At 61.9% G+C, this 24,505-nt stretch carries 17 protein-coding genes and 1 tRNA gene; 13 read left to right on the plus strand and 5 right to left on the minus strand.

Annotation, left to right across the window (positions count from 1 at the left end; all coding sequences use genetic code 11):
* Positions 1-50 precede the first annotated feature (50 nt).
* The gene (locus FHS49_RS08090) at positions 51-1,286 is read right to left on the minus strand and encodes a hypothetical protein (RefSeq protein ID WP_184017089.1); all 1,236 of its coding nucleotides are present in this window, start codon (positions 1,284-1,286) and stop codon (positions 51-53) included.
* A 360-nt stretch (positions 1,287-1,646) separates the two neighbouring features.
* Between FHS49_RS08090 and rpoB the strand changes: the two genes are divergently transcribed.
* The 3 genes from rpoB to FHS49_RS08105 all read left to right on the plus strand — a co-directional run bounded on the left by rpoB (position 1,647) and on the right by FHS49_RS08105 (position 10,648).
* Complete coding sequence (gene rpoB, locus FHS49_RS08095; RefSeq protein ID WP_184017091.1) at positions 1,647-5,792, plus strand: DNA-directed RNA polymerase subunit beta; 4,146 nt, start codon at positions 1,647-1,649, stop codon at positions 5,790-5,792.
* Positions 5,793-5,911: 119 nt separating this feature from the next.
* Positions 5,912-10,165 (plus strand): DNA-directed RNA polymerase subunit beta', encoded by a 4,254-nt coding sequence (gene rpoC, locus FHS49_RS08100; RefSeq protein WP_184017093.1) that lies wholly within the window; start codon positions 5,912-5,914, stop codon positions 10,163-10,165.
* Between the two features lie 108 nt (positions 10,166-10,273).
* Positions 10,274-10,648, plus strand: a complete 375-nt coding sequence (locus tag FHS49_RS08105) for a winged helix-turn-helix domain-containing protein (RefSeq protein ID WP_184017095.1) — start codon at positions 10,274-10,276, stop codon at positions 10,646-10,648.
* 99 nt (positions 10,649-10,747) lie between these two features.
* Here FHS49_RS08105 and FHS49_RS08110 read toward each other — a convergent pair whose 3' ends face one another.
* Positions 10,748-11,242 carry a homogentisate 1,2-dioxygenase gene (locus FHS49_RS08110; RefSeq protein ID WP_184017097.1) on the minus strand — a complete coding sequence of 165 codons (495 nt, stop codon included), beginning with the start codon at positions 11,240-11,242 and terminating at the stop codon, positions 10,748-10,750.
* A gap of 128 nt (positions 11,243-11,370) precedes the next feature.
* Between FHS49_RS08110 and FHS49_RS08115 the strand changes: the two genes are divergently transcribed.
* Positions 11,371-13,419, plus strand: coding sequence for a TonB-dependent receptor plug domain-containing protein (locus FHS49_RS08115; protein WP_246350434.1), 2,049 nt, complete (start codon positions 11,371-11,373; stop codon positions 13,417-13,419).
* Here FHS49_RS08115 and FHS49_RS08120 read toward each other — a convergent pair.
* Entirely contained in the window at positions 13,416-14,819 is a 1,404-nt protein-coding gene (locus tag FHS49_RS08120; protein WP_184017101.1) for a glutamate ligase domain-containing protein, read from the minus strand. The two genes, FHS49_RS08115 and FHS49_RS08120, sit on opposite strands and share 4 nt — an antisense overlap.
* 75 nt (positions 14,820-14,894) lie before the next feature.
* Here FHS49_RS08120 and FHS49_RS08125 point away from each other — a divergent pair, with 75 nt between their 5' ends.
* Together FHS49_RS08125 and FHS49_RS08130 are read left to right on the plus strand one after the other, a co-directional pair.
* Complete coding sequence (locus tag FHS49_RS08125; protein WP_184017103.1) at positions 14,895-15,701, plus strand: LD-carboxypeptidase; 807 nt, start codon at positions 14,895-14,897, stop codon at positions 15,699-15,701.
* Positions 15,702-15,750: 49 nt separating this feature from the next.
* The gene (locus tag FHS49_RS08130; protein WP_184017105.1) at positions 15,751-16,941 is read left to right on the plus strand and encodes a glycosyltransferase family 4 protein; all 1,191 of its coding nucleotides are present in this window, start codon (positions 15,751-15,753) and stop codon (positions 16,939-16,941) included.
* Between the two features lie 116 nt (positions 16,942-17,057).
* Here the strand turns inward: FHS49_RS08130 and FHS49_RS08135 are convergent, their stop codons facing one another.
* Positions 17,058-17,375, minus strand: a complete 318-nt coding sequence (locus FHS49_RS08135; RefSeq protein ID WP_184017107.1) for a DUF2218 domain-containing protein — start codon at positions 17,373-17,375, stop codon at positions 17,058-17,060.
* The gene (locus FHS49_RS08140; RefSeq protein ID WP_184017109.1) at positions 17,372-17,950 is read right to left on the minus strand and encodes a PadR family transcriptional regulator; all 579 of its coding nucleotides are present in this window, start codon (positions 17,948-17,950) and stop codon (positions 17,372-17,374) included. Before FHS49_RS08140 ends, FHS49_RS08135 begins: the two co-directional genes overlap by 4 nt.
* Positions 17,951-18,267: 317 nt before the next feature.
* On the opposite strand from FHS49_RS08140, the gene FHS49_RS08145 reads away from it, so the two are divergent.
* The 7 genes from FHS49_RS08145 to FHS49_RS08175 all read left to right on the plus strand — a co-directional run bounded on the left by FHS49_RS08145 (position 18,268) and on the right by FHS49_RS08175 (position 24,210).
* Positions 18,268-19,581, plus strand: a complete 1,314-nt coding sequence (locus tag FHS49_RS08145; protein WP_184017111.1) for a replication-associated recombination protein A — start codon at positions 18,268-18,270, stop codon at positions 19,579-19,581.
* Positions 19,582-19,856: 275 nt separating this feature from the next.
* Positions 19,857-21,284: a serine hydrolase domain-containing protein gene (locus FHS49_RS08150; protein WP_246350436.1), complete on the plus strand. Its 1,428-nt coding sequence runs from the start codon at positions 19,857-19,859 to the stop codon at positions 21,282-21,284.
* Positions 21,281-22,135 (plus strand): hypothetical protein, encoded by an 855-nt coding sequence (locus FHS49_RS08155; RefSeq protein ID WP_184017113.1) that lies wholly within the window; start codon positions 21,281-21,283, stop codon positions 22,133-22,135. The genes FHS49_RS08150 and FHS49_RS08155 overlap by 4 nt, the downstream gene beginning before the upstream one ends.
* 42 nt (positions 22,136-22,177) lie before the next feature.
* Positions 22,178-22,558, plus strand: coding sequence for a MerC domain-containing protein (locus FHS49_RS08160; RefSeq protein ID WP_184017115.1), 381 nt, complete (start codon positions 22,178-22,180; stop codon positions 22,556-22,558).
* Positions 22,559-22,607: 49 nt separating this feature from the next.
* Positions 22,608-22,683: transfer RNA gene (locus FHS49_RS08165), tRNA-Thr, on the plus strand.
* Positions 22,684-23,290: 607 nt separating this feature from the next.
* Positions 23,291-23,497, plus strand: a complete 207-nt coding sequence (locus FHS49_RS08170) for a hypothetical protein (protein ID WP_184017117.1) — start codon at positions 23,291-23,293, stop codon at positions 23,495-23,497.
* Between the two features lie 71 nt (positions 23,498-23,568).
* Positions 23,569-24,210, plus strand: coding sequence for a hypothetical protein (locus FHS49_RS08175; protein ID WP_184017119.1), 642 nt, complete (start codon positions 23,569-23,571; stop codon positions 24,208-24,210).
* The last annotated feature ends 295 nt before the right edge of the window (positions 24,211-24,505 follow it).

A 24,505-nucleotide genomic window follows, 5' to 3' on the forward strand; every position in this document is an offset into this window, starting at 1 on the left:
CGGCACCAGCGATGGTGCCGCCCTTTTTCTATGCGTTGATTACAAAGCGATCAGGCGCGTTCGAGATCACCATATAAGCGGGCCTCGACATTATCCTGCATGTCCGGCGCACCATCCATCAGGAACGGTGCCAGGCCCTCGCCCTCGCCCTGTGGCATCCCGATGGCGAAGGAGGCGGCAATACGGCCCTCGCTGCCATCGGGCAGGCGATAGCGCGCTTCCGCTCCGACCACTGGCAGGAATGCGGCATGGCCTTCACTGCTTACGGCGTGCACACCCGATTTGGGCAAGGCGATCGCCGTGTCCACGCGCTTGCCGTCGCCCGGCGCGATCGTCAGTTCGGTCAGTGCCGAATTGGCAGGCGCGGTGATCATCATCCGCTCATTGTCCGACAGTGCCGGGTCCGCGGTGAACATCCATGTCGAAATGCGCACATCCTCGGCAGGCACCGAACCCGCATTGCCGACCGTCAGCTCGAATTCGACGATCGCGTCATGGGCGTCCGTGCCCGCGCGGATCGGACGGAGACCGAGTTCGATCCAGGGACGGTCGCCGGTCGGCGCAGCACCTGCCATGATCGCATCGACCTCGGCTTCATTGGACGGCGTGATCGAAACCTCTTCAACCACCGGCGCTGGAGCGACTATGGGCGCAGCCATCAGCGGCGCTGCGGCAACCGGCGCCACATGGACCGGCTCGGAAACCATTTCATCGTAATAATCCTCGTCGACGCTCCGGCGACGGCGCGCGAAGAACATGCCGATCAACCCGATCGCCGCCAGCGCGGCGACGATCCATGGCCATACCGGCGCATCGTTATTGGCCACCTCCGCAGGGGGCGCGGTATCCGGCGCGGCTTCGGTTGGCGTGGCCAGCACCGGATCGGGTGCGGGTTCGACAACCGTCGGCGTGACCGGGACGGGCGTGACCACAGCATCTGACACTGGGGCGTCCGGCGCAGCGACTGGCGTTGCCGGAATAGTGCGCGGTGCAGCTTCGGCCCTGACCGTGCGGGCGGCGGGTCGCGCGGCGCGGGGTGCGGGTTGCGCGGCCGGCTGAACGTCGGGCGTCGGCAAAGGCTGCGCAACTTCCTTCGCCGGCATCATCACGATCCGCGGCGTGGATGACGCAGCCGGGCCGGCGGCCGGCGGCGCTGTAGTCGTACTGACGACCGGTGGCGGGGTGACCGGCGCGGGCGTTGCGGCAGGAGCCTCCTGTGCGAGGGCTGGCGTGATGGGGAGCGCGGCGGCCGCAAGAAGCAAAGCCAGGGCGCGGGGGTGAGCCATTTCGGTTTCCTCTCTCATAACGGGTTGAAAATGAGTGGAACCCGGATTCGGTCTCGCCCCAGCCTCGGAATTGCGGCAAAATGTTTGATAACACCGATGGTCCGATGAATCGGCGCGCAATCACGATCTGCGCCGATCCCCCTTCCCTTTCTCCAACACGCTCTCTATATGGGCGTCTTCACCACAGCCTTTCGGGAAATGATGCGCCGTCGCGCAGCGCATCGGTCGAATAGAGGGGTTGAGGCATCTTAGACGCTGAAAGCTGCGGTTTTCCTTGCCGGAAGACCTGCGGCTTTTTGTGTTTTCGCGCGACAGAATTCTGACGAATCACGCTTTATAATCACGAGGCAAGAAACCGACATGGCGACCAAATCGGCTCCCGCGACCGCGAAAAAGCGCATCCGCAAGGTTTTCGGCAACATCCACGAAGTCGTGCAGATGCCGAACCTGATCGAGGTGCAGCGCGAATCCTACGAACAGTTCCTGCGTTCCGATCCCAAGACGGGCTATGTATCCGGCCTGGAAAAGACGCTGCGCAGCGTGTTCCCGATCCGCGATTTCGCCGGCACGGCCGAGCTGGATTTCGTGCATTACGAGCTTGAAGATCCCAAGTTCGACACCGAGGAATGCCGCCAGCGCGGAATCACCTATGCCGCGCCGATGCGCGTCACGCTGCGCCTGATCGTGTTCGAGGTGGATGCCGATACCGAAACCCGCTCGGTGCTCGATATCAAGGAGCAGGACGTCTACATGGGCGACATGCCCCTGATGACGGGCAACGGTACCTTCGTGATCAACGGCACGGAGCGCGTGATCGTATCGCAGATGCACCGTTCGCCGGGCGTTCTGTTCGATCATGACCGTGGCAAGACCCATGCTTCGGGCAAATATCTCTTCGCAGCGCGCGTGATCCCGTATCGCGGTTCGTGGCTCGATTTCGAATTCGACGCCAAGGACATTGTGAACGTCCGCATCGATCGCAAGCGCAAGCTGCCCGTGACCGCCCTGCTTTATGCGCTGGGCCTGAATTCGGAGGAAATCCTCAACGAATTCTACAACACCGTGACCTATGTGCGTGGTCAGGGCGGCTGGCAGGTGCCTTTCGTCGCTGATCAGTGGCGCGGCCAGAAGCCCGTGTTCGACGTGGTCGATGCCAAGTCGGGCGAAGTGATCTTCCCGCTCGGCCAGAAGATCTCGCCGCGCGCCGCCAACAAGGCCGCCAAGGATGGCCTCGAAGGCCTGCTGATCCCGACCGAGGAAATCTTCGGCCGCTATTCGGCGCTCGACCTGATCAACGAAGCCACTGGCGAGATCTATGTCGAAGCCGGTGACGAAGTTTCGCCTGAAAATCTCGAAAAGCTGGACAAGGCCGGCGTCGATCGCATCGAACTGCTCGATATCGATCACGTCAATATCGGCCCGTGGATCCGCAACACGCTGAAGGCCGACAAGGCAGAAGACCGCGATCAGGCGTTGTCCGACATCTACCGCGTCATGCGTCCTGGCGAGCCGCCCACGAAGGAAACCGCGGAATCGCTGTTTGCCGGGCTGTTCTTCGATCCCGAGCGCTATGACCTGTCGGCCGTGGGCCGCGTGAAGCTCAACATGCGCCTCGATCTGGACGCCGAAGATACGGTGACCACGCTGCGCAGCGAAGACATTCTGGCCGTCGTGAAGACGCTGGTGGGCCTGAAGGACGGCAAGGGCGAAATCGACGATATCGATAACCTCGGTAACCGTCGCGTCCGTTCCGTGGGCGAGCTGCTTGAAAACCAGTATCGCATCGGCCTGCTGCGCATGGAGCGCGCCGTGAAGGAGCGCATGTCGTCGGTCGACGTGTCCACCGTGATGCCGAACGATCTGATCAATGCGAAGCCCGCCGTGGCCGCTGTCCGCGAATTCTTCGGTTCGTCGCAGCTTTCGCAGTTCATGGATCAGACCAATCCGCTGTCCGAAGTCACCCACAAGCGCCGCGTGTCGGCGCTTGGGCCAGGTGGTCTGACGCGCGAGCGCGCGGGCTTCGAAGTCCGCGACGTTCACCCGACCCATTATGGCCGCATCTGCCCGATCGAGACACCGGAAGGCCCGAACATCGGCCTGATCAACTCGCTCGCATCGTTCAGCCGCGTGAACAAATATGGCTTTATCGAAACGCCGTATCGCAAGGTCGTCGATCACAAGGTCACGCGCGACGTGGTCTATCTCTCCGCCATGGAAGAGGCCAAGCACACGATCGCCCAGGCGAACGCCGAGCTGGATGCCGACAGCCATTTCGTCGAGGATCTGATCTCGGCGCGTGAAGCCGGCGAATTCCTGATGGCACCGCGCGATCACGTCACGTTGATGGACGTCAGCCCCAAGCAGCTCGTTTCGGTTGCCGCATCGCTCATTCCATTCCTGGAAAACGATGACGCCAACCGCGCACTGATGGGCTCGAACATGCAGCGTCAGGCCGTGCCGCTCGTCCGCGCCGAGGCGCCCTTCGTGGGCACCGGCATGGAAGAGACCGTGGCCCGCGATTCCGGCGCTGCGATCGCTGCCAAGCGCGGCGGCATCGTCGATCAGGTGGACGCCACCCGCATCGTGATCCGCGCCACCGGCGAAGTCGCCGCTGGCCAGTCCGGCGTGGACATCTACACGCTGATGAAGTTCCAGCGTTCCAACCAGAACACCTGCATCAACCAGCGTCCGCTGGTGAAGGTGGGCGAAGTGGTGAACCCCGGTGATGTGATCGCCGATGGTCCTTCCACCGAGTTCGGTGAGCTGGCACTGGGCCGCAACACGCTCGTCGCGTTCATGCCCTGGAATGGCTATAACTATGAGGATGCCATCCTGATCTCCGAGCGCATCGTGAAGGACGACGTGTTCACTTCGATCCACATCGAGGAGTTCGAAGTCTCCGCACGCGATACCAAGCTCGGGCCTGAAGACATCACGCGCGATATCCCCAACGTCGGCGAGGAAGCACTTCGCAACCTCGACGAAGCGGGCATCGTCTATATCGGTGCCGAGGTCGAGCCGGGCGATATTCTCGCCGGCAAGATCACGCCCAAGGGCGAATCCCCGATGACTCCGGAGGAAAAGCTCCTTCGCGCGATCTTCGGCGAAAAGGCTTCGGATGTGCGCGATACCTCGCTGCGTCTGCCGCCGGGCGTGGCCGGCACGGTCGTCGAAGTCCGCGTGTTCAATCGTCATGGCATCGACAAGGACGAGCGCGCCATGGCCATCGAGCGTGAGGAAATCGAGCGCCTGAAGAAGGATAGCGACGATGAACGCGCCATCCTCAACCGCGCCACCTGGTCGCGTCTGAAGGAAATGCTGCTCGGTCAGATCGCTACTGCCGCGCCCAAGGGCGTCAAGAAGGGCATCGAGATCGACGAGGCTCTGCTTGAGGAAGTCGAGCGTCACGAATGGTGGAAATTCGCCGTTCAGGACGACAAGAGCCAGGCCGATCTTGAGGCCGTGAAGGCGCAATATGATGAAGCCGTGAAGGTGATTGTCGACAAGTTCGAAGATCGCCGCGACAAGCTGGAGCGTGGCGACGAACTGCCGCCGGGCGTGCTCAAGATGGTCAAGGTGTTCGTCGCGGTGAAGCGCAAGCTGCAGCCGGGCGATAAGATGGCCGGCCGTCACGGCAACAAGGGCATCATCTCGCGCATCCTGGCGCAGGAAGACATGCCGTTCCTCGCGGACGGCACGCCGGTCGATATCGTGCTGAACCCGCTGGGCGTGCCTTCGCGCATGAACGTCGGCCAGATCTTCGAGACCCATCTGGGCTGGGCCGCGCGCGGCCTGGGTCAGCAGATCACGAAGTCTCTGGAAGATTGGCGCGAAGCCAACCCCGAGGGCCATGGCGGCGTTCCGCCCCAGGCGGTCGTGGATCGTCTCAAGACCGTCTATGGCGAAACCTACCATGCCGAGATCGAGGCGCGCACCGCTACCGAAATCGTCGATATGGCCAAGCTGCTGAAGAATGGCGTGCCGATGGCGACGCCGGTGTTCGATGGTGCCCGCGAAGCGGACGTTTCAGCCATGCTCAGCCTTGCCGGGCTGGATACGTCCGGCCAGGTGGAGCTGTTCGACGGTCGCACCGGGGACACGTTCGATCGCAAGGTCACGGTTGGGTATATCTACATGCTCAAGCTGCATCACCTTGTGGACGACAAGATCCATGCCCGTTCGATTGGACCGTATTCGCTCGTCACGCAGCAGCCGCTGGGTGGTAAGGCGCAGTTCGGCGGACAGCGCTTCGGTGAAATGGAAGTCTGGGCACTCCAGGCTTACGGTGCCGCTTACACGCTGCAGGAAATGCTCACGGTGAAGTCCGATGACGTGGTCGGCCGCACCAAGGTGTATGAAGCGATCGTCAAGGGCGACGACACCTTCGAGGCCGGCATTCCCGAGAGCTTTAACGTGCTCGTCAAGGAAATGCGCTCGCTGGGCCTGAACGTCGAACTGAATTCGGTCGCCGAAAACACCGACGATCCAGCCATCGCTGCAGAGTAATGCCCTTCTCCCCTCCCGCTTGCGGGAGGGGCCGGGGGTGGGCCTGACCCACCTTCGCAGGATTTAAGAATGCCCACCCCTTACCCCTCTCGCTCGCGGGAGGGGAATTGGAGCAAACCATGAACGAACTGACCAATTTCGCAAACCCGGTCGCCAAGCCGGAAACCTTCGACCAGATCCAGATCGGGATCGCCTCTCCGGAGCGCATCCGGTCCTGGTCCTTCGGCGAGATCAAGAAGCCCGAAACCATCAACTACCGCACGTTCAAGCCAGAGCGTGACGGTCTCTTCTGCGCGCGCATCTTCGGTCCGATCAAGGATTACGAATGCCTGTGCGGCAAATACAAGCGCATGAAATACAAGGGCATCGTCTGCGAAAAGTGCGGCGTTGAAGTCACCGTCTCCAAGGTCCGCCGCGAGCGTATGGGCCATATCGAGCTGGCCGCCCCCGTCGCGCACATCTGGTTCCTGAAGTCGCTGCCGTCGCGCATCGGCCTGCTGCTCGATATGCAGCTCAAGCAGCTTGAGCGCGTCCTCTATTTCGAGGCCTATATCGTGATCGAGCCGGGCCTGACCCCGCTCGAGAAATTCCAGCTCATGACCGAAGACGAGCTGCTGACCGCGCAGGATGAATATGGCGAAGACGCCTTCTCCGCCGGGATCGGTGCCGAAGCCGTGCGCCGGATGCTCGAAGAGCTGGATCTCGAAGGCGAACGCAAGGAGCTGCTGGAAGAGCTGGCGGTCACCAAGTCCGAGCTGAAGCCCAAGAAGATCATCAAGCGCCTGAAAGTCGTTGAGAGCTTCATCGATTCGGGCAACCGCCCCGAGTGGATGATCCTCGAAGTGATCCCCGTGATCCCGCCCGAGCTGCGCCCGCTGGTGCCGCTGGACGGCGGCCGCTTCGCGACTTCGGATCTGAACGATCTCTATCGTCGCGTGATCAACCGCAACAACCGCCTGAAGCGCCTGATGGAGCTCCGCGCGCCGGACATCATCGTGCGCAATGAAAAGCGCATGTTGCAGGAAGCCGTCGATGCGCTGTTCGATAACGGCCGTCGCGGTCGCACGATCACGGGTGCCAACAAGCGTCCCCTGAAGTCGCTGTCCGACATGCTCAAGGGCAAGCAGGGCCGCTTCCGTCAGAACCTTCTCGGCAAGCGCGTCGATTATTCGGGTCGTTCGGTCATCGTGACCGGTCCTGAGCTCAAGCTGCACCAGTGCGGCCTGCCGAAGAAGATGGCGCTCGAGCTGTTCAAGCCGTTCATCTACGCCCGCCTCGATGCCAAGGGTCTCTCCATGACCCTCAAGCAGGCCAAGAAGTGGGTCGAAAAGGAACGCAAGGAAGTCTGGGACATTCTGGACGAAGTGATCCGCGAGCATCCGGTTCTGCTGAACCGCGCGCCCACGCTTCACCGTCTTGGCATCCAGGCGTTCGAACCCGTGCTGATCGAAGGCAAGGCGATCCAGCTTCACCCGCTGGTCTGCTCGGCCTTCAACGCCGATTTCGATGGCGATCAGATGGCCGTCCACGTTCCGCTGTCGCTCGAAGCGCAGTTGGAAGCGCGCGTGCTGATGATGTCCACCAACAACATCCTCTCGCCCGCCAACGGCAAGCCGATCATCGTCCCCTCGCAGGATATGGTCCTCGGCCTTTATTACCTCTCGATGCTCAAGGAAAACGAGCCCGGCGAAGGGATGCTGATCTCCGACATGTCGGAAGTGCATCAGGCCTTGAATGCCAAGGCCGTGACGCTGCACACCAAGATCATCAGCCGCGTTCCGCAGACCGATGAAGAGGGCAAACAGTATCTCAAGCGCTATGAGACGACCCCGGGCCGCATGTTGCTCGGCGAGACTCTGCCCAAGAGCCACAAGGTGCCGTTCGAAACCGTCAACCGGCTGCTGACCAAGAAGGAAATCGGCGACGTCATCGATATCGTCTATCGCCACACCGGCCAGAAAGAGACCGTGCTGTTCGCCGATGCCATCATGGCGCTGGGCTTCCGCCACGCGTTCCAGGCGGGCATCTCGTTCGGCAAGGACGATATGATCATTCCGGATTCGAAGGTCGGCCTGGTCGATAAGACCCGCGATCTCGTGAAGGATTTCGAGCAGCAATATCAGGACGGTCTGATCACGCAGCAGGAAAAGTATAACAAGGTCATCGATGCCTGGTCGGGCTGTGGTGATCAGGTTGCCGCCGCGATGATGAAGGAAATCCAGGCGGTCAAGAAGACCCCGGATGGCCGCGAAGCCCCGATCAACGCGATCTACATGATGGCGCATTCGGGTGCCCGTGGTTCCGCCGCCCAGATCAAGCAGCTCGCCGGTATGCGCGGCCTGATGGCCAAGCCTTCGGGCGAGATCATCGAAACGCCGATCATCTCGAACTTCAAGGAAGGCCTGACCGTCCTTGAATATTTCAACTCCACCCACGGCGCCCGCAAGGGTCTCGCGGATACGGCGTTGAAGACCGCAAACTCGGGTTATCTGACCCGCCGCCTCGTCGACGTGTCGCAGGATTGCGTCGTTGTCGAAGAGGATTGCGGCACCGAACGCGCGCTTGAAATGAAGGCGATCATCCAAGGTGGTTCCACCATCGCGTCGCTCGGTGAGCGCGTGCTGGGCCGCACCACGGCTGAAGACATTGTCGACAGCAAGGATAACAGCGTTCTGATCACCGCGGGCACCCTGCTCGACGAGCCGATGATCGCCCAGATCGAAGCGATCGGCATCCAGTCGGTCAAGATCCGCTCGCCGCTGATCTGCGAGACGGTGGGCGGCGTTTGCGGCCAGTGCTACGGGCGCGATCTCGCCCGCGGCACCCCGGTCAACATCGGTGAAGCTGTCGGCGTCATCGCCGCTCAGTCGATCGGTGAGCCGGGCACGCAGTTGACGATGCGTACCTTCCACATCGGCGGCGCGGCGCAGCTCAATGAGCAGTCGAACCTCGAAGCGGTGTCGGATGGCTCGGTCGAATATCGCGATCTGCGCATCATCGTCGACAAGCGCGACCGTCGCGTGGTTCTCGCGCGTTCGGGCGAACTGGCCATTCTGGACAGCGAAGGCCGCGAGCGTGCGGTCCATCGCATTCCTTACGGTGCGTATGTGCTGATCGAAGATGGCGCGAAGGTCACCAAGGGCGAGCGTCTGGCCGAATGGGATCCGTTCACCATGCCGGTGATCACGGAAAACCCCGGCATCGTGAAGTATCAGGATCTGATCGACGGCAAGACGCTGACCGAGCAGACCGATGAAGCCACCGGCATCGCGCAGCGGGTCGTGATCGAATATCGTGCGCCCACGCGTTCGAAGGAAGATCTCCGTCCGCGCCTGACCCTGCTGGATCAGGATTCGGGCGAAGCCGGCCGCTACATGCTGACCTCGGGCACCACGCTCTCGGTCGAGGATGGCGCTGAAGTCCATGCCGGTGACGTTCTGGCCCGTGCCAGCCGTGAATCCGCCAAGACCCGCGACATCACCGGTGGTCTGCCGCGCGTCGCCGAACTGTTCGAAGCGCGCAAGCCCAAGGAAAACGCGATCATCGCGAAGATCTCGGGCCGCGTCGTCTTCGGCAAGGATTACAAGGCGAAGCGCAAGATCGGTATCCAGCCCGAGGATGGCGGCGAGGTGGTCGAATACCTCATCCCCAAGTCCAAGGTGATCGACGTGCAGGAAGGCGATTACGTCAAGCGCGGCGACAATCTGATTGGCGGTTCGCCCGATCCGCACGATATTCTCGAAGTGCTCGGCATCGAGCCCTTGGCTGAATATCTCGTGTCGGAAATCCAGGAGGTCTATCGTCTCCAGGGCGTGAAGATCAACGACAAGCACATCGAAACGATCGTTCGTCAGATGCTGCAGAAGGTCGAGATCACCGATGGCGGGGATACCACCCTGCTGGCGGGCGAACAGGTTGATCGCGTCGAAATGGACGAGATCAACTCGAAGCTGCCCAAGAACCAGACCCCAGCGCAGGGCAAGCCCATCCTGCTCGGCATCACCAAGGCGTCGCTGCAGACCCGCAGCTTCATCTCGGCGGCGTCGTTCCAGGAAACCACGCGCGTCCTCACGGAAGCCGCGGTTCAGGGCAAGCAGGATACGCTGATCGGCCTGAAGGAAAACGTGATCGTCGGCCGTCTCATCCCGGCCGGCACGGGCGCGGGCATGAACCGCCTGCGCGTCACGGCCAACAGCCGCGACGCAGCGCTCCGCGCCAGCCAGCGTGCATGGCAGGAAAGCCTGATCGCGCCGAACTCGGCGGCTGAAGAACATGCCGCCGAACTGCGCCAGCCGGTGCAGGCCGACACGGGGGATGATCCCCTGGGTGCGGTCGTCGGCGAAAGCAACGGAGAGGACGGCGCGGAAGGATAAATCCTTCCGTTAGACGGACCACAAGAAGCCCCGTCGGAGCAATCCGGCGGGGCTTTTTCTGTTCCGGTCCTGCTTGAACCCGCCTCGCGGATCGACCATCATCATCCGATGTCCACGCGCCTGAAACTCAAAGCCCAGCTCTATTGCGGGGATGAAATCGCGATGGGGCCGGGCAAGGCCGCGCTGCTCGCTGCGATTGCCGAAACAGGCTCCATCTCCGCCGCCGGACGCGCGCTGGGGATGAGTTACCGGCGCACCTGGCTGCTGGTCGATGTAATGAATCGCTGCTGGAAGACGCCGCTGGTCGAGACCGCGGCGGGCGGCAGCAAGGGAGGCGGCGCGCGGCTGTCCGCGCTGGGGGGGCAGGTGCTCGATAGTTATCGCGTGCTGGAGACGGCAATCGAGCAAGCGGCCGCGGGCGCGGCATTCGATGCGCTGGCAGCGGCATTATTGACCCAGCCGAGGCAGGCCCAGAAGAAGTAAAGACGGCTGCCTAAAACCGTTTGTCCCGAGCGCAGTCGCGGGACGTTTGTCGCTTTACCCACGTCCCTCGACTGCGCTCGGGACAAACGGGATTGGAGTTTACGCCTTCACCACCATGACCGGCATCGCCGCGGCTTTCGCGCCCGATAGCTGCAGCACATACCGACCGGGCACGAGATCGAAATCGACGATCTTGCGGATCGTCGAGCAGGCCGGCCCATGGCTGTGCGTCGTAGAGGTCAATGCCTTGCCATCCTTGACCAGATCGATCCACGCGCCCTGCCCCAGCGCCACACGATAATGGCCGGACGTGGCGACATCGAATGTCATCACCGCGCCGAACGTGCCCGCATCGGCCGCACGGCCGGGGGCCACCACAAAGGTAAGAGCCGCGATCGGCGAGAGCGTCAGCGCGCGCGTCTGCCCCACTACGACCGCTCCGTCGGTCACGCGGGTCCACCCGTTCAGTTCGGCAGGCAGCGCCGCGTCCATCGCGCCACACGCCACAGGTGCCCTTTCTTCGGCCGCCAGGGCGGGCGCGACCGCCGCCATCATCGCCAGGCCTGCCGTCAAACCCTGCCACCGGTATCGCATGTCTATCCCCTGTTGAAATCATCGCTATATAGCGCCGTATATAGTGATTCGGCAGGCACTGCCAGAGCGTAAATGGGGAATTCATGCCAATATTCAGATCGTTGCTCATCACGGCATCGCTATGTGCGATGTCCGCGGCTCATGCGCAGGGCATTGCGCCCGCCAGCGATGACCAGGGTTTCAGCCTCGGCCAGATCATCGTCACCGCGCCCCCCTCCGCCGATACCCCGATCACCAGCGAAGGCGTGTCGAGCGAGGCGATCTATCGCTTCAACCGCAATACGCTGGACGAAGCTGCCAGCCTGATTCCCGGCGTGGTCGCGGCCAATAGCGGCGGATCGCGCAATGAACGCCTCATCTTCGTGCGCGGGTTCGATCGGTTTCAGGTGCCGCTCTCGATCGACGGCATCCGCGTCTATCTCCCCGCCGACAACCGGCTCGATTATGGCCGCTTCCTTACCCCCGATATCGCCGAGATCCAGGTCGCCAAGGGCTATGCCTCGGTGCTGGACGGCCCCGGCGCGATGGGCGGCGCGATCAATCTGGTGACACGCAAGCCTACACAAGCGTTCGAGGTCGAAATGCGCGGCACGCTGAACCTCGGCCGCGATGCCGATTATAATGGCTATACGATGTTCGGCCTGGTCGGCACGCGGCAGGATCATTGGTACGCTCAGGCGAGCTTCGCACGCACCTTTCAGGATCATTGGGATTTGCCGGGCGATTTCATGCCCACCGTGAACGAAGATGGCGGCAAGCGTGATTTCAGCCGCACCGAGGATTGGCGCGTCAACGCCAAGATCGGCTTTACGCCCAATGCGACGGACGAATATGCGATCAGCTACACGCGACAGGAAGGCAGCAAGAATGCGCCGTTGCACCTGACCGACACCAGCAACGTCTCACTGCGCAACTGGGTCTGGCCGACCTGGAATATCGAGAATATCTATTTCCTCTCGACCACCGCGCTCGGCGACACGGCCACGCTGAAGACGCGCGCTTATTATAACGCGCTCGATAATCTTCTGAAATCATTCGATAACATTAGCCAGACGACCCAGTTATTGGCCCGCGCGTTCGACAGCCCCTATGATGACAGAGCCTATGGCGGCTCGGCCGAACTCGCTGTTAATCTGACGCCCGCCGACAGTTTCAGTCTGGCGCTTCACTACCGCCGCGACGAGCATAAGGAGGCGCAAACCAGCCGGCCGGGCCTTTCCACCAGCGTGCCCGAGCCAGTGCAGACCAGCGCAGAGCGCACATGGAGCATTGCTGCTGAAAACCGTCTTGATCTGGCCCCGGCACTCAGCCTGACAATCGGCGCAAGCTATGACTGGCGCGATCTGGATACCGCACAAGAATATGGCGTTCCTCTGGGTCAGACCGGCGCAAACCGGCTTTACAGCTATCCACTGCGCAATGCCCACGCATGGAATGCACAGGGGCGACTGGACTGGCGAAGTGATGATGGCACCAGCGCATATCTGAGCCTCTCGTCGCGCGCGCGCTTCCCGACCTTGTTCGAACGATTCAGCAGCCAGTTCGGCACGGCAGAGGCCAATCCCGATCTGAAGCCCGAACGCGCCACCAATATCGAACTGGGCGGCGCCAGGCAGATCGGCCCCGTCCGCGCCTCGGCTTCGATCTTCTACAGCAAACTCGATGACGCTCTCGTCTCGGTGCGCACCACCGCCAATCTCAATCGGCGGGAGAATTATGGCTCGGCCGATTATTATGGGGGCGAAATCGCGCTGGACGCGCGGATCGGCACCACACTCGATGTGGGCGCGAATTACAGCTATATCCATCGCAGCTTCGATGTCGGCACCCCGGCCAGCGGCGGCCTGATCCGGCCGTTCCGCCTCACCGACGTGCCCGATCACAAGGGCATTGCCTATCTCAACTGGCGTCCGCTCGACGGTCTCGAAATCATGCCCAGCGTGGAATTCGCCTCAAAGCGCACGACTGTCACCCCGGCTTCGGCCAACGGCTTGGTGCCGGTCTATTACGACACCGGCAGCTATGTCACCGCAGGGCTGCGGATCGACTACGCCATCCTGCCCCAGGTCACGCTGGGCGTGGGCGCGCGCAATCTGTTCGATAAATATTATGTGCTGACGGACGGCTTCCCCGAACAGGGCCGCACGGTCTTCGCCAGCGTAAGGGCGCGGATTTAGGCGGCCAATCCCGCCAGCAGATCCGCGGCGAACACACTCAACGTATCATCGCGCGCGCCCATTATGACGATGCGGTCGCCAGGCTTGGCCAGCGCGAGCAGCCGGGTGCCGCAATCCGCGCGGTCTGCGATATGCTCGGCCTGCCGGCCGGCGGCGATCAGGTCCGCGGTGATTTCGGCGCTGCCCACGCTGCGATCCGTGGTGCCGCCATAATAGACCGGATCGGGCATGATCAGCACGTCATCGGCCGCCAGCCCGTGCGCAAAACAGGCAACCAGTTCCTTGCGCATCGTGCGCAGCGGACCAAATCCATGCGGCTGGAACATCACGAGCAGCCGCCCCGGAAAGGCATGGAGCGTGTTCAGGGTGGCGGCGATCTTGTCCGGATTATGCCCGAAATCGTCGATCACGGTGACGCCGCCCGCCTGCCCGATCACGTCGAGCCGGCGCTTGAGCCCGGCAAAGCCGCCGATCGCCGCAGCCGCATCGGCCAGTTTGACGCCGCACGCGCGCACCGCGCCGATCGCCGCCAGCGCATTGGACACATTATGCAGCCCCGGCACCTGCAGGCGGACATCTGCGCTCTCGTCCGCCGCCTTCTCGATCACGGTAAAGGCAATTCCGTCGGCTGCCTCCACCACATCCACCGCATTCAGATAGGCGTTACCCCGGCCGATGCCATAGCTCAGCCCCAGCCCCTCGGGCAGGATCGCGGCCAGCCGCGCCACTTCCTCATTGTCCAGATTGAGCACCGCGCAGCCCGCCTTGCCGATGAACGCGCCGAACAGAAGCCGCAATTCCTCCACCGTCTTGTGATCGAGGCTGAGATTGTTGAGCACCGCGATTTCGGGATCATAAAGCGCGATCGAGCCATCGCTTTCGTCCACCTCGCTCACGAACAGCGCCTCGTCCCCCACCAGGGCACTGGCGAAAGGGGTTTGGGCGCTGACGAAATTCTTCATCACCGCGCCGTTCATCACGGTGGGTGCGCGGCCGACCGCGTGGAGAATCCAGCCGATCATCCCGGTCACGGTCGATTTGCCGCTGGTCCCCGCCACGCCGATCCCGGTTTCCGACGCGTTGAACATTGCCGCGAGCAGATCGGCACGCCGCATCTCTGCGCAGCCCAGGGTGCGCGCACGGATCACATCGGGGATGCTGTCTTCCACCGCCGCCGATGTGACGAGGATCTGGTCAGCGCTGTGCAGACCGCTGCCATCCTGCGCGAAGAGCGCGATGCCCTGCGCCTCCAGAAACGCGAATTTATCGCCGATCCGCCCCTGATCGAGCGCGCGATCCGATCCTGTGACGTCATGGCCCCGCGCCTTGGCGATACACGCCAGCGGGAGCATCCCGCTCCCGCCCACGCCGCAGAAGAAATAGCTTTTGGCATTGCTCATGGCCGCGCTCTATTGACGCCGGAGGGAATCCACAAGCAGGGGGACCACCAACGGGCGGCGAAGGGCATCAAAAGCATGAGGATCGGAATCGTCGCGCCAAGCTGCCCGATCGATGATGATGTGGCGGATGGGGTGACGGCGCGCGCTGCGGCGCTTTATGGCGCAGATGCACCCGCGCTGATCTTCCACCCGCAATGCTGGCTGGTCGACGGGCATTTCGCGGGCAATGATGCAACCCGGCTGTCGGCCCTGGTCGAGATGGCGAACGACCCCGCGATCGATGCGATCTGGTTCGCGCGCGGCGGCTATGGGGCGGGGCGGATCGCTGCCGACGCGCTGCCGCTATTGAACGATGCCGCCCGCGCCAAGACCTGGATCGGCTATAGCGACGCAGGCGTAGTGCTGGCGGCCCTCTATGCAAAGGGCATCGGCACGGTGGCGCACGGCCCGATGCCCGCCGATATCCGGCGCGAAGACGGCGGCGCGGCGGTCGATCGCGCGCTCCGCTGGCTGGTCGAACGCGCGCCGGACACCGCGGAGCCGCACGCCCCTGCGGCCGCGTTCAATCTCACCATCCTCAGCCATATCATCGGCACCCCGCTCCAGCCGGACCTCGCCGGCCATGTGCTGATGCTGGAGGATGTGGCCGAATATCATTACCGCATCGACCGCGCTCTGGGCCATGTCACGTCCAATCCCGGCATCCGTCAGGTCGCCGGAATCCGCATGGGGCGGTTCAGCGACATCCCCGAAAATGACCGCCCCTTCGGCATGGAGGTGGAGACGATGGTCCGCCACTGGTGCCGCGTCTCCGGCATTCCCTTTCTCGGCACGGCGGACATCGGCCATGATGCGGCCAATATGATCGTGCCGTTCGGCTGAGCCTTGCGGATGGCAATTCCCCCGCCAAGTCTTTAGAGCGTGTCGACTTATGGACGTTTCGGATCTTCGCATCGCGCTGTTCAGCGGCAATTACAATTATGTGCGTGACGGCGCGAACCAGGCGCTCAACCGGCTGGTCGGCTATCTCCTGCGGCAGGGTGCGGCGGTGCGCGTCTATGCGCCGGTGGTGGACCTGCCCGCTTTCCCGCCCACCGGCGATCTGGTCGGCGTCCCTGCCATCCCCATCCCCGGCCGCAGCGAATATCGCGCGCCCTACATGCTCGGCCCGCGTGTGAAGCGCGATCTGAAGCGCTTCAATCCCAATCTGATCCATGTCGCCAGCCCCGAAATGCTGGGCCATCGCGCGGTCAATTATGCGCGGCGCAAGAACAAGCCGGTGATCGCGTCGGTCCACACCCGCTTCGAAACCTATCCGCGCTATTATGGGCTCGCCTTTCTGGAGCCGTTGATGGTGGCCATGCTGCGCCGCTTCTATCAGCGGTGCGACGCCATTTTCGCCCCGTCGGAATCCATGGCTCAGCTTCTGCGCGATCAGCGGATGAGCTATGATGTGGGCATCTGGTCGCGCGGGATCGATCAGGAGATCTTCAATCCCGGCCGCCGCGATCTGGAATGGCGGCGCAGCCTCGGCATCGCCGACAATGAAGTCGCGATCGGCTTCGTCGGCAGGCTGGTGATGGAAAAGGGGCTGGACGTCTATTCCGATACGATCGAGCGCCTCGCCCAGCGCGGCGTGAAGCATCGCGTGCTGATCGTGGGCGAAGGCCCGGCGGGCGAATGGTTTCGCAATCGCTTGCCCGATGCGGTGTTCGCCGGGTTTCAGGCGGGGCCGGATCTTGGTCGCGCGGTCGCCTCCATGGATATGCTGTTCAATCCGTCGGTCACGGAGACCTTCGGCAATGTCACGCTGGAGGCCATGGCGGCGGGCCTGCCCGTCATCGCCGCCAAGGCGACCGGCAGCCAGAGTTTGGTCAGCGACAAGGTCAGCGGCCGCCTGGTCCGCCCCGGCGCGATCGAGGAATTTGCCGACGCACTGCAATATTATTGCCAGAGCTCAGGCGCGCGTGCGTCGGCGGGCGATGCCGGGCAACGCGCGAGCAATCGCTATGGCTGGGATGCCGTCAACCAGGCGCTGGTCGATGGCTATCTCCGTGTGATCCGCCAGCGCGAAGCCGGCAGCCGCGCACCGCGGCGCAGTCCATTGCCTTACACGGATTGAGGAGCAACCAACCCGCCTTCATCCCGAACTTGTTTCAGCATCCATCCCTTCGTCCGCACATGGGTCGGGCCTAGAAAATGGACCTTGAAACGAGTTCAGGGTGACGGTTGTTGGGATCACACATCCCGCCAATCGAACGGCAACGGTGCCTCGCGAAAGGCGAAGCGATCCAGATGCCGCGCCACCGCGCCCTTCAGCGCCTCGAGCTGACCGGGCGACGAAGCGTCGATCCGGCATTCCAGCGCCTCTGCGCCAGCCGTCATCGTGAACAGGCCGTCGCCCGGCCAATCGGCACCGCGATTATCCCTGGGGAAAACCACGGTGCCTTGCGCGGGGGTGAAATCCACCGCCAGATTATGCGCCCAATGCTTGCAGAGTTGCTGGAGATAGCGGCTGCCGCTCTTGGTCGGCACGCTGGCGATGGCACTGTTCATTTCAGCCTCTCGATCTTTTGCGCGGCTTCATCGATGATGACCACGATCTGGCTCTTCACCTCATCGGTCGCATCCTCTTCGCTCAGCCGATCGTGCAGCGCTTGGCGAAAATTGCCCAAAGCGCGGCGGATCGATTTGCTGTCCGTCCGCGCGGCATCCTCGCCCAATGCGGCAAGCCTGGCGAACAGGGCGTCCACATCCTCTGCATGGTCCGCCAGATGCCCGGTGCCGGCTGCGGTGATGGCGAACAGCCTTTTGGCACCCTCGGATTTCGCCTCTTCGATCAGGCTCATATCCTCCAGCAAGGTCAGCGTGGGATAGATGACGCCGGGGCTCGGCGCATAAGCGCCGCCGGTGCGCTCTTCGATGGCGCGGATCAGATCATAGCCATGGCGCGGCTGATCGGCGATCAGCTTGAGCAACACGAGCTTGAGTTCGCCCGCATCGAACACACGCCGACCGCGGGTGCGTCCGCCGCCGCCATGTCCGCGGCCCCAGCCGCCTTCGATACCTTCGCGGCCAAACCGGCCGCCGCCGCGTGGCCCGAAGCCACGCATTTTGTGTCTGTGAAACATTCTCGAATCATTCCTTTTCATAACGAGATGTGTCTAAGATATATCTTGTAAGGATTTTGACAAGAGGTTGTCGTGAATTTTTTTCGTCATCCTTGCGAAACCGGGGATCCCCCCTGCTCCGTCAAGCCTCCGAAATTGATCCACCTCCTCATCCCCGCGCAGGCGGGGATCCATACGCTCGAAGCGATCCGGATAATCTGGAGCCTACGGATTCCCGCCTGCGCGGGAATGACGAGGTGGATATGGTCCTGGTTCGTGAGGAAAACCTGCCTGCGCGAGGATGACAGCTGAGCAAGGGGGGCCTATCTAATCCCCACATGGCCGATCTCTTCGCACCAGACCCCGATCCCGAAACCATCGCCGCCGATGCGCCGCTGGCCGATCGGCTGCGTCCGCAAAAGCTGGACGAAGTGGTGGGCCAGGATCATCTGACCGGCCCGGAAGGCGCGATCGGGCGGATGGTCGCGGCCGGGCGGCTGTCCTCGATGATCCTGTGGGGGCCACCGGGCACGGGCAAGACCACCATCGCCCGGCTGCTCGCCGAGGCGGTGGGCCTGCGCTTTGCCGCGATCTCCGCGGTCTTTTCCGGTGTCGCTGATCTCAAGAAGGTCTTCGCCGAAGCCCGCGAGCATGTTCGCACGGGTCAGCGCACCCTGCTGTTCGTGGACGAGATCCATCGGTTCAATCGCGCGCAGCAGGATGGCTTCCTGCCCTATGTGGAGGATGGCACGGTTACATTGGTCGGCGCGACCACCGAAAATCCCAGCTTCGAACTCAATTCAGCCTTGCTCTCGCGCAGTCAGGTGCTGATCCTCAACCGGCTCGATGCGGCCGCGCTCGGCCTGTTGCTCGATCGCGCGGAGGCGCTGAACGGCCACTCTTTGCCCCTCACCCCCGATGCGCGCGACGCCTTGGTGGCGACCGCGGATGGCGATGGCCGCTTCCTGCTCAATCAGGCCGAAACGCTCTTCTCGATCGATCTGCCCGAACCGCTCGATCCCGCCGCCCTTTCCGCTCTGCTTCACCGGCGCATGGCTGTGTATGACAAGGATCGCGAGGGGCATTACAATCTGATTTCCGCGCTGCACAAGGCGATGCGCGGCAGCGATCCGCAGGCCAGCCTCTATTATCTCGCTCGGATGCTGACCGCGGGCGAGGAACCGCTTTATGTGCTGCGCCGCATCGTGCGCTTCGCCAGCGAAGATATCGGCCTGGCCGATCCCCAGGCGCTGATCCAGTGCCTTGCCGCCAAGGACGCCTATGATTTCCTCGGCAGCCCCGAAGGCGAACTCGCGATTGCCCAAGCCTGCCTCTATTGCGCCACCGCGCCCAAATCGAATGCGGCCTACAAGGCGCAGAAAGCCGCGTGGAAATCCGCGCGCGACACCGGTTCGCTGATGCCGCCGAAGAATATCCTGAACGCGCCGACCAAGTTGATGAAGCAGATCGGCTATGGCAAGGATTATGGCTATGACCATGATAATGACGAAGGCTTTTCGGGCGATAATTATTGGCCCGAAGAGATGAAGCCCGAAACCTATTACGCCCCGGTCAATCGCGGCTTCGAAGCCAGGATCGCCGAGCGGCTGGCCCATTGGGATCAATTGCGGAGCAAGAAGAAAGAGGGGTAATTCCCCCCCCCCCAAAAAAAAACCGTCATTCCCGCGAAAGCGGGAATCCCGCTTCTTCCTTCGATCGGATGCTTGACGAAAAAGCGGGATCCCCACGTTCGCGAGGATGAAGATCAAGTGCCATTTAGAATCCCTGTCCTACACGCCCGAACTTTGCCATATCTCGGTCATGCCCAGCCGCCTCGCCTCGTCCTGCAACCTCGCCACTCATCGATCCATTCGATCAATAGCCCTTTTGCAGGCAACGGAAACAGGCCCGATAGATGGTGTGAACTTTGCCCCTATTCAGTGACCCAATCGATCAATCGCCGCGCCGTGCGCTGATCGTCATCGCCGCCCTGGCTCTGGCGGCAACACCCGCAGCCGCGCAGAAAAAGCCCCCGACCTCCTATGATCGGGCGATTGCCGCGGGCTATAAGGCGCTCACCCTGTGCAGCGGCATCTTCAACGTAGGCCGCACGCAGGCGCAGATCGAAGCGCTGGAACTGACCGGCATCTATCCCGAATATGATGCGATCGTGCCGACGCTTGAGGCAAAGGTCGAGAAATCGGGCGGCGGTCATACCGGCGCGGTGACGGTCGCGTTTGATGACAAACTCCCGCCACGCGCCGCCAATTGGACGATGAATCGCGGCTGCACGATCGCGCCGATCGGTCGTTCCGGCAGCATCGCTCTGATCAAATTTCAGACGCCTCCGGTTGATGGATCGGGCGCCCAGGATCAGGCCAAATGGCCGCTTGGCGAAGCCGGTCTGCCCGTGAAGATCAAGGCTCCTGCAAAATTGGCGGCCACGCTGTCCAACAGCTTCGAAAGTGCGGCCTATGGGGCCGGAATCCGCACCACCGGCACTATCGTCTTGCGCGATGGCAGGATCATCGCGGAACGCTATGCCGAAGGCTTTGGCATCCACACCTCTCAGCGCACCTGGTCTGTCGCAAAAAGCCTGACCGGAACCCTGGCTGGCGCATTGGCGTATCGCGGCGTGATCAGCATCGAAGCACAATCGGGCATCCCCGAATGGCAGACGGGCAGCGATCCGCGTGCTGCGATCACGCTGGATCAATTGCTGCGCATGGCCAGCGGTCTGCATAGCAACACTGCGGGCAATCGCACCGACGCGCTGTATTTCGGCGGCTCCAGCGTCACGCAGGAAACGGTCGCCTGGCCGCTCGATGCGCTTCCGGGAACGCGCTTCCGTTATGCCAATAATGATATCGTGCTCGCCATGCGCGCCATCCGCGCGCGGCTTGACGACGACGGAGCCTATGCCGGTCTCCCGCAGGATCTGTTTGGCAGCATCGGCATGACCCGCACCGTGGCCGAGACCGATTGGCAGGGCAATTTCATCCTTTCCAGCCAAGTCTGGTCCACGGCGCGTGATCTCGCCCGCTTCGGCCTGCTCTATCTGAACGACGGCGTCTGGAATGGCGAACGCATCCTGCCCCAAGGCTGGGTGAAATATGTCACCACGCCCTCCGGTCCGCAGCCCGATGGCCCCTTCGGCTATGGCGCCACATTCTGGCTGATGAGCAAATCACCGGGCGTCCCCGCCGACACTTATGCCGCCTTCGGCAATCGCGGGCAATTCGTCGTGATCGTGCCGAGTCGAAAGATCGTCATCGTCCGTCGCGGTGAAGATCCGGCCGGTGCCAATTTCGATATCGCGAAATTCACTGCGGACGTTCTAGCCGCGCTGCAATGAGCCATTTCACCCGCTTTGCGGTGATCGACTGGTCCGGGGCGAAGGGCGCCAGCCACAAGGGTATTGCGCTCGCCCTGTGCGAAGCGGGCGATGCTGCGCCCGTGCTGATCGCGCCGCCCGGCCGCGCCTGGTCACGCGAAGGGATCGCCCAATGGATTGAAAGCAAGGCTGATGAACCGCTGATCATCGGCATGGATTTCAGCTTCGCCCCGCCCCGCATCGCACGCGGCAGCTATCTGCCGGGCGATGAGGTGCCGGGCGATGCCAAGGCCTTCTGGGCCTATGTCGAGGCCCGCTGCCACGACATGGATCTGGGCGCGGCGAGCTTCCTCGAAAGCGCGCACCGCCGCCATTTCTATTTCGGTGCCGCCGATGGCCGCAAGGCGGATTTCATGCACCTGCGCGTCTGCGAGGCGCATTATAATGCGGGTGGCGGCGGCAAGCCCTCCACCGTCTATGATGCCATCGGCGCGGCGCAGGTGGCCAAAGCCAGCTTTGCCGGGATGCGTACTTTGCACCGGCTCAACCGCACCCTGCCCGTCTGGCCGTTCGATCCCCGCCCGCTGTCCGGCGCGCTGATCGTGGAAATCTACACCGCCATTGCCGCCCGCGCCGCGGGCCTGCGCAAGGGACGCAGCAAGATCCGCGATCCCGCGGCGCTGGACGCCGCGCTTGCGGTCCTGGGCAGTGCGCCTCATGTCCCGCTCCCGCGTTATGACGATCACGCAACCGACGCGATCGTGACCGCGGCCTGGCTCCGCGCGCGGGCGGCCGACCCCGGCTTATGGACCCCCGCCCCGCTCACGCCGGAAATATCTCAGGTCGAAGGCTGGACTTTCGGCGTGGAATGACCATTTAGACATGATGATACATTATTACATCAAAGTCCGCCGATGAGCGATGCTCGCACTCCGGCGATCGACATCGCCGAATCCGCCGCCGTCACCGCATCCCTGCTATGCCTAGCCCATTGCCTGTTGATCCCGCTCGCCATCGCCATGCTGCCACTGCTCAGCGATATGCTGACCCTGCCCGAAGCCTTCCACATCGGACTCCTCATTTTCGCCGCGCCCAGCGCGCTCTTCGCCCTCAGCCTGGGATGGCGCCAGCATGGCCGCGCCGCGCCGCTGGTGATCGGCCTGGGCGGCATCGCAGCGCTGTCCGCCGCCCTGGCCTTTCCGGTTCAGGAAGCCCTGCTGACCACCGCCGGCAGCATCCTCCTGATCACCGCCCACATCACAAACTGGCACCTGCGCCACGCCACCCGCCCCTGAACAAGAGGGCTGGACCTTTGTCCGAGTTTGAAGCAATGAAACACCCGATGCCGCCTTAGCTCAGCTGGTAGAGCAACTGATTTGTAATCAGTAGGTCATCCGTTCGAGTCGGATAGGCGGCACCATTGAAAACATTAGGAAATCTTAGATTTCCCCCCCTAATATTTGGCGAACTAAAGTTCGAAAGTAATCACGCGGTAAGCACGAGATTTTTTTAGCAAAGTCGCTCCAGCCCGGCGCTGGCTTCGTCTCGTTTTGGCACTCCGCGTTTTGAATTCGCCAACGTTATCGGAATTTTCCGATCATTCGCGGAAATGATTTCGGACCGTTTGCGATGCAACACCACAGTGTTTGATAATGGCTAAAATTTCTGCCCGCCCGCCCGCCCGCGCTCCGTGTGTTCACATTAAGCCCAGCTTTTTGGAAGTAACTTCGGCGTTATAGCGTCGGCTTTGAGTGATGAATTTTTTGCATCCGGTTGCACGATGGTAGCTCGATCGTGCTACATTATGTAAGATGCTGCCAGCTTGGTTACAGTTTTTATGCGTGTACTTGTTTGGCTAATTTTTGAGGCCATATTGCTTTTACAGCAAGGAAGGTATTAAAGGCCATTCAAGCGGCCACGAATCTATCAGCAGTTTTGTTAACCTAATGGCAACGGAACTCATGATAGAGTCGGTGGTATGTAACATTGCGTCTGCGTTTTGCACGACGAATGAGAAGGAGGCGAGTATGGAAATGAGTTCCGAGCGTAAGGCTCTCGCCGATCGGTATGCACGCATGCAGGCCGAGGAGGGCCTTGTAGACGTTAAGTTTCTGCTGTCTAACCCCGCAGAGGCGACGACTGATGAAGTGTACCGCGAGGTGAATGCCATGTATGAAGCACTTGAGCGCAAAGAAGCCAAGGTGCTGGATTTTGGTGACATCAGCGTACACTGAAACTTCTAAATATTGAAGAAGAGGCCTTACTGCGGTAGGGCCTTTTTTTTGCCCGCAGTCGGTAAGGTTATATGAACGTCGAAAACAACAAATTGTGCTCAACGTATCGCAAGGTTCAGTTGCTCCAACAGCATATGATGGCAGCTTGTCCTGGTCCCCAGGAGCCGACGTTGAGGATCATGGATCTTCGTTGGGCTATTCAAGACATGTACGCCCTGAAGATCGATATGTTCGAGGTCTCTTTTGCCGGTACCTATTTGAAGGGCAAAGTAGAGCGATACGCTAACAATAGTGCGAGGGTCTTGGTTAGAGCCAGCCTCAGCGATGTCGAAAAGCGCTCAACTGCTGTCAAAGAGCTTTGTCATTTAGTCATCGACGAAAAGGAAGATTGGTCGCCGCTTGGTGTCAACACGATCAACGAGGTAATAACGGACGCCTCGATGTTTGCCGCTGATGGGATCGGCCATACCAACCCCTCCGCGCCTTTGGTCTCTGAAGCGTTGGCAATCTTAGCCTCATCGGAACTTATGTATCCGGGTGAGTACCACGCGGCTGATCAAACGAAGCTAGATCAACAGCAAACGACGCTGTCCGCTATTGCACTCCAGCACGAGGTGCCAGGCTATCTGATCCAGCATGCCTTCACCAACCGCCCTCTCCGCGACAGAGTGTACGCGCAGATTGCTGCAGAGGTTAGCAGTAAAGCGGCGTAACGCGGACGCACCGCAGGCAAGCGTAATCTGCAGCCGTGCTTTAGCGCGGCACACAAAACGCCGTCACCCTCGCCGGCCCGTAAATCATCCCCCGCGTATTTGGCGGAGGCGCGACCTGGCGCCTAACTTCATCCCGTGCCCGCTGGCAAGACAACCCTGTCTTATATTCCGTTCGCGTGAACGCCGATCCGTCCGAGATCATGAGCGTATGAGGCCCAGGCCCCAACTTTTCGACCGGCGGCTTCTCCTGATACTTTTCCCACGGTCCAGCCTGACCGAGCGCCGCCATCGGCGT

It is taken from the genome of Sphingobium boeckii, from assembly GCF_014199215.1.
GTDB lineage: Bacteria > Pseudomonadota > Alphaproteobacteria > Sphingomonadales > Sphingomonadaceae > Sphingobium_A > Sphingobium_A boeckii.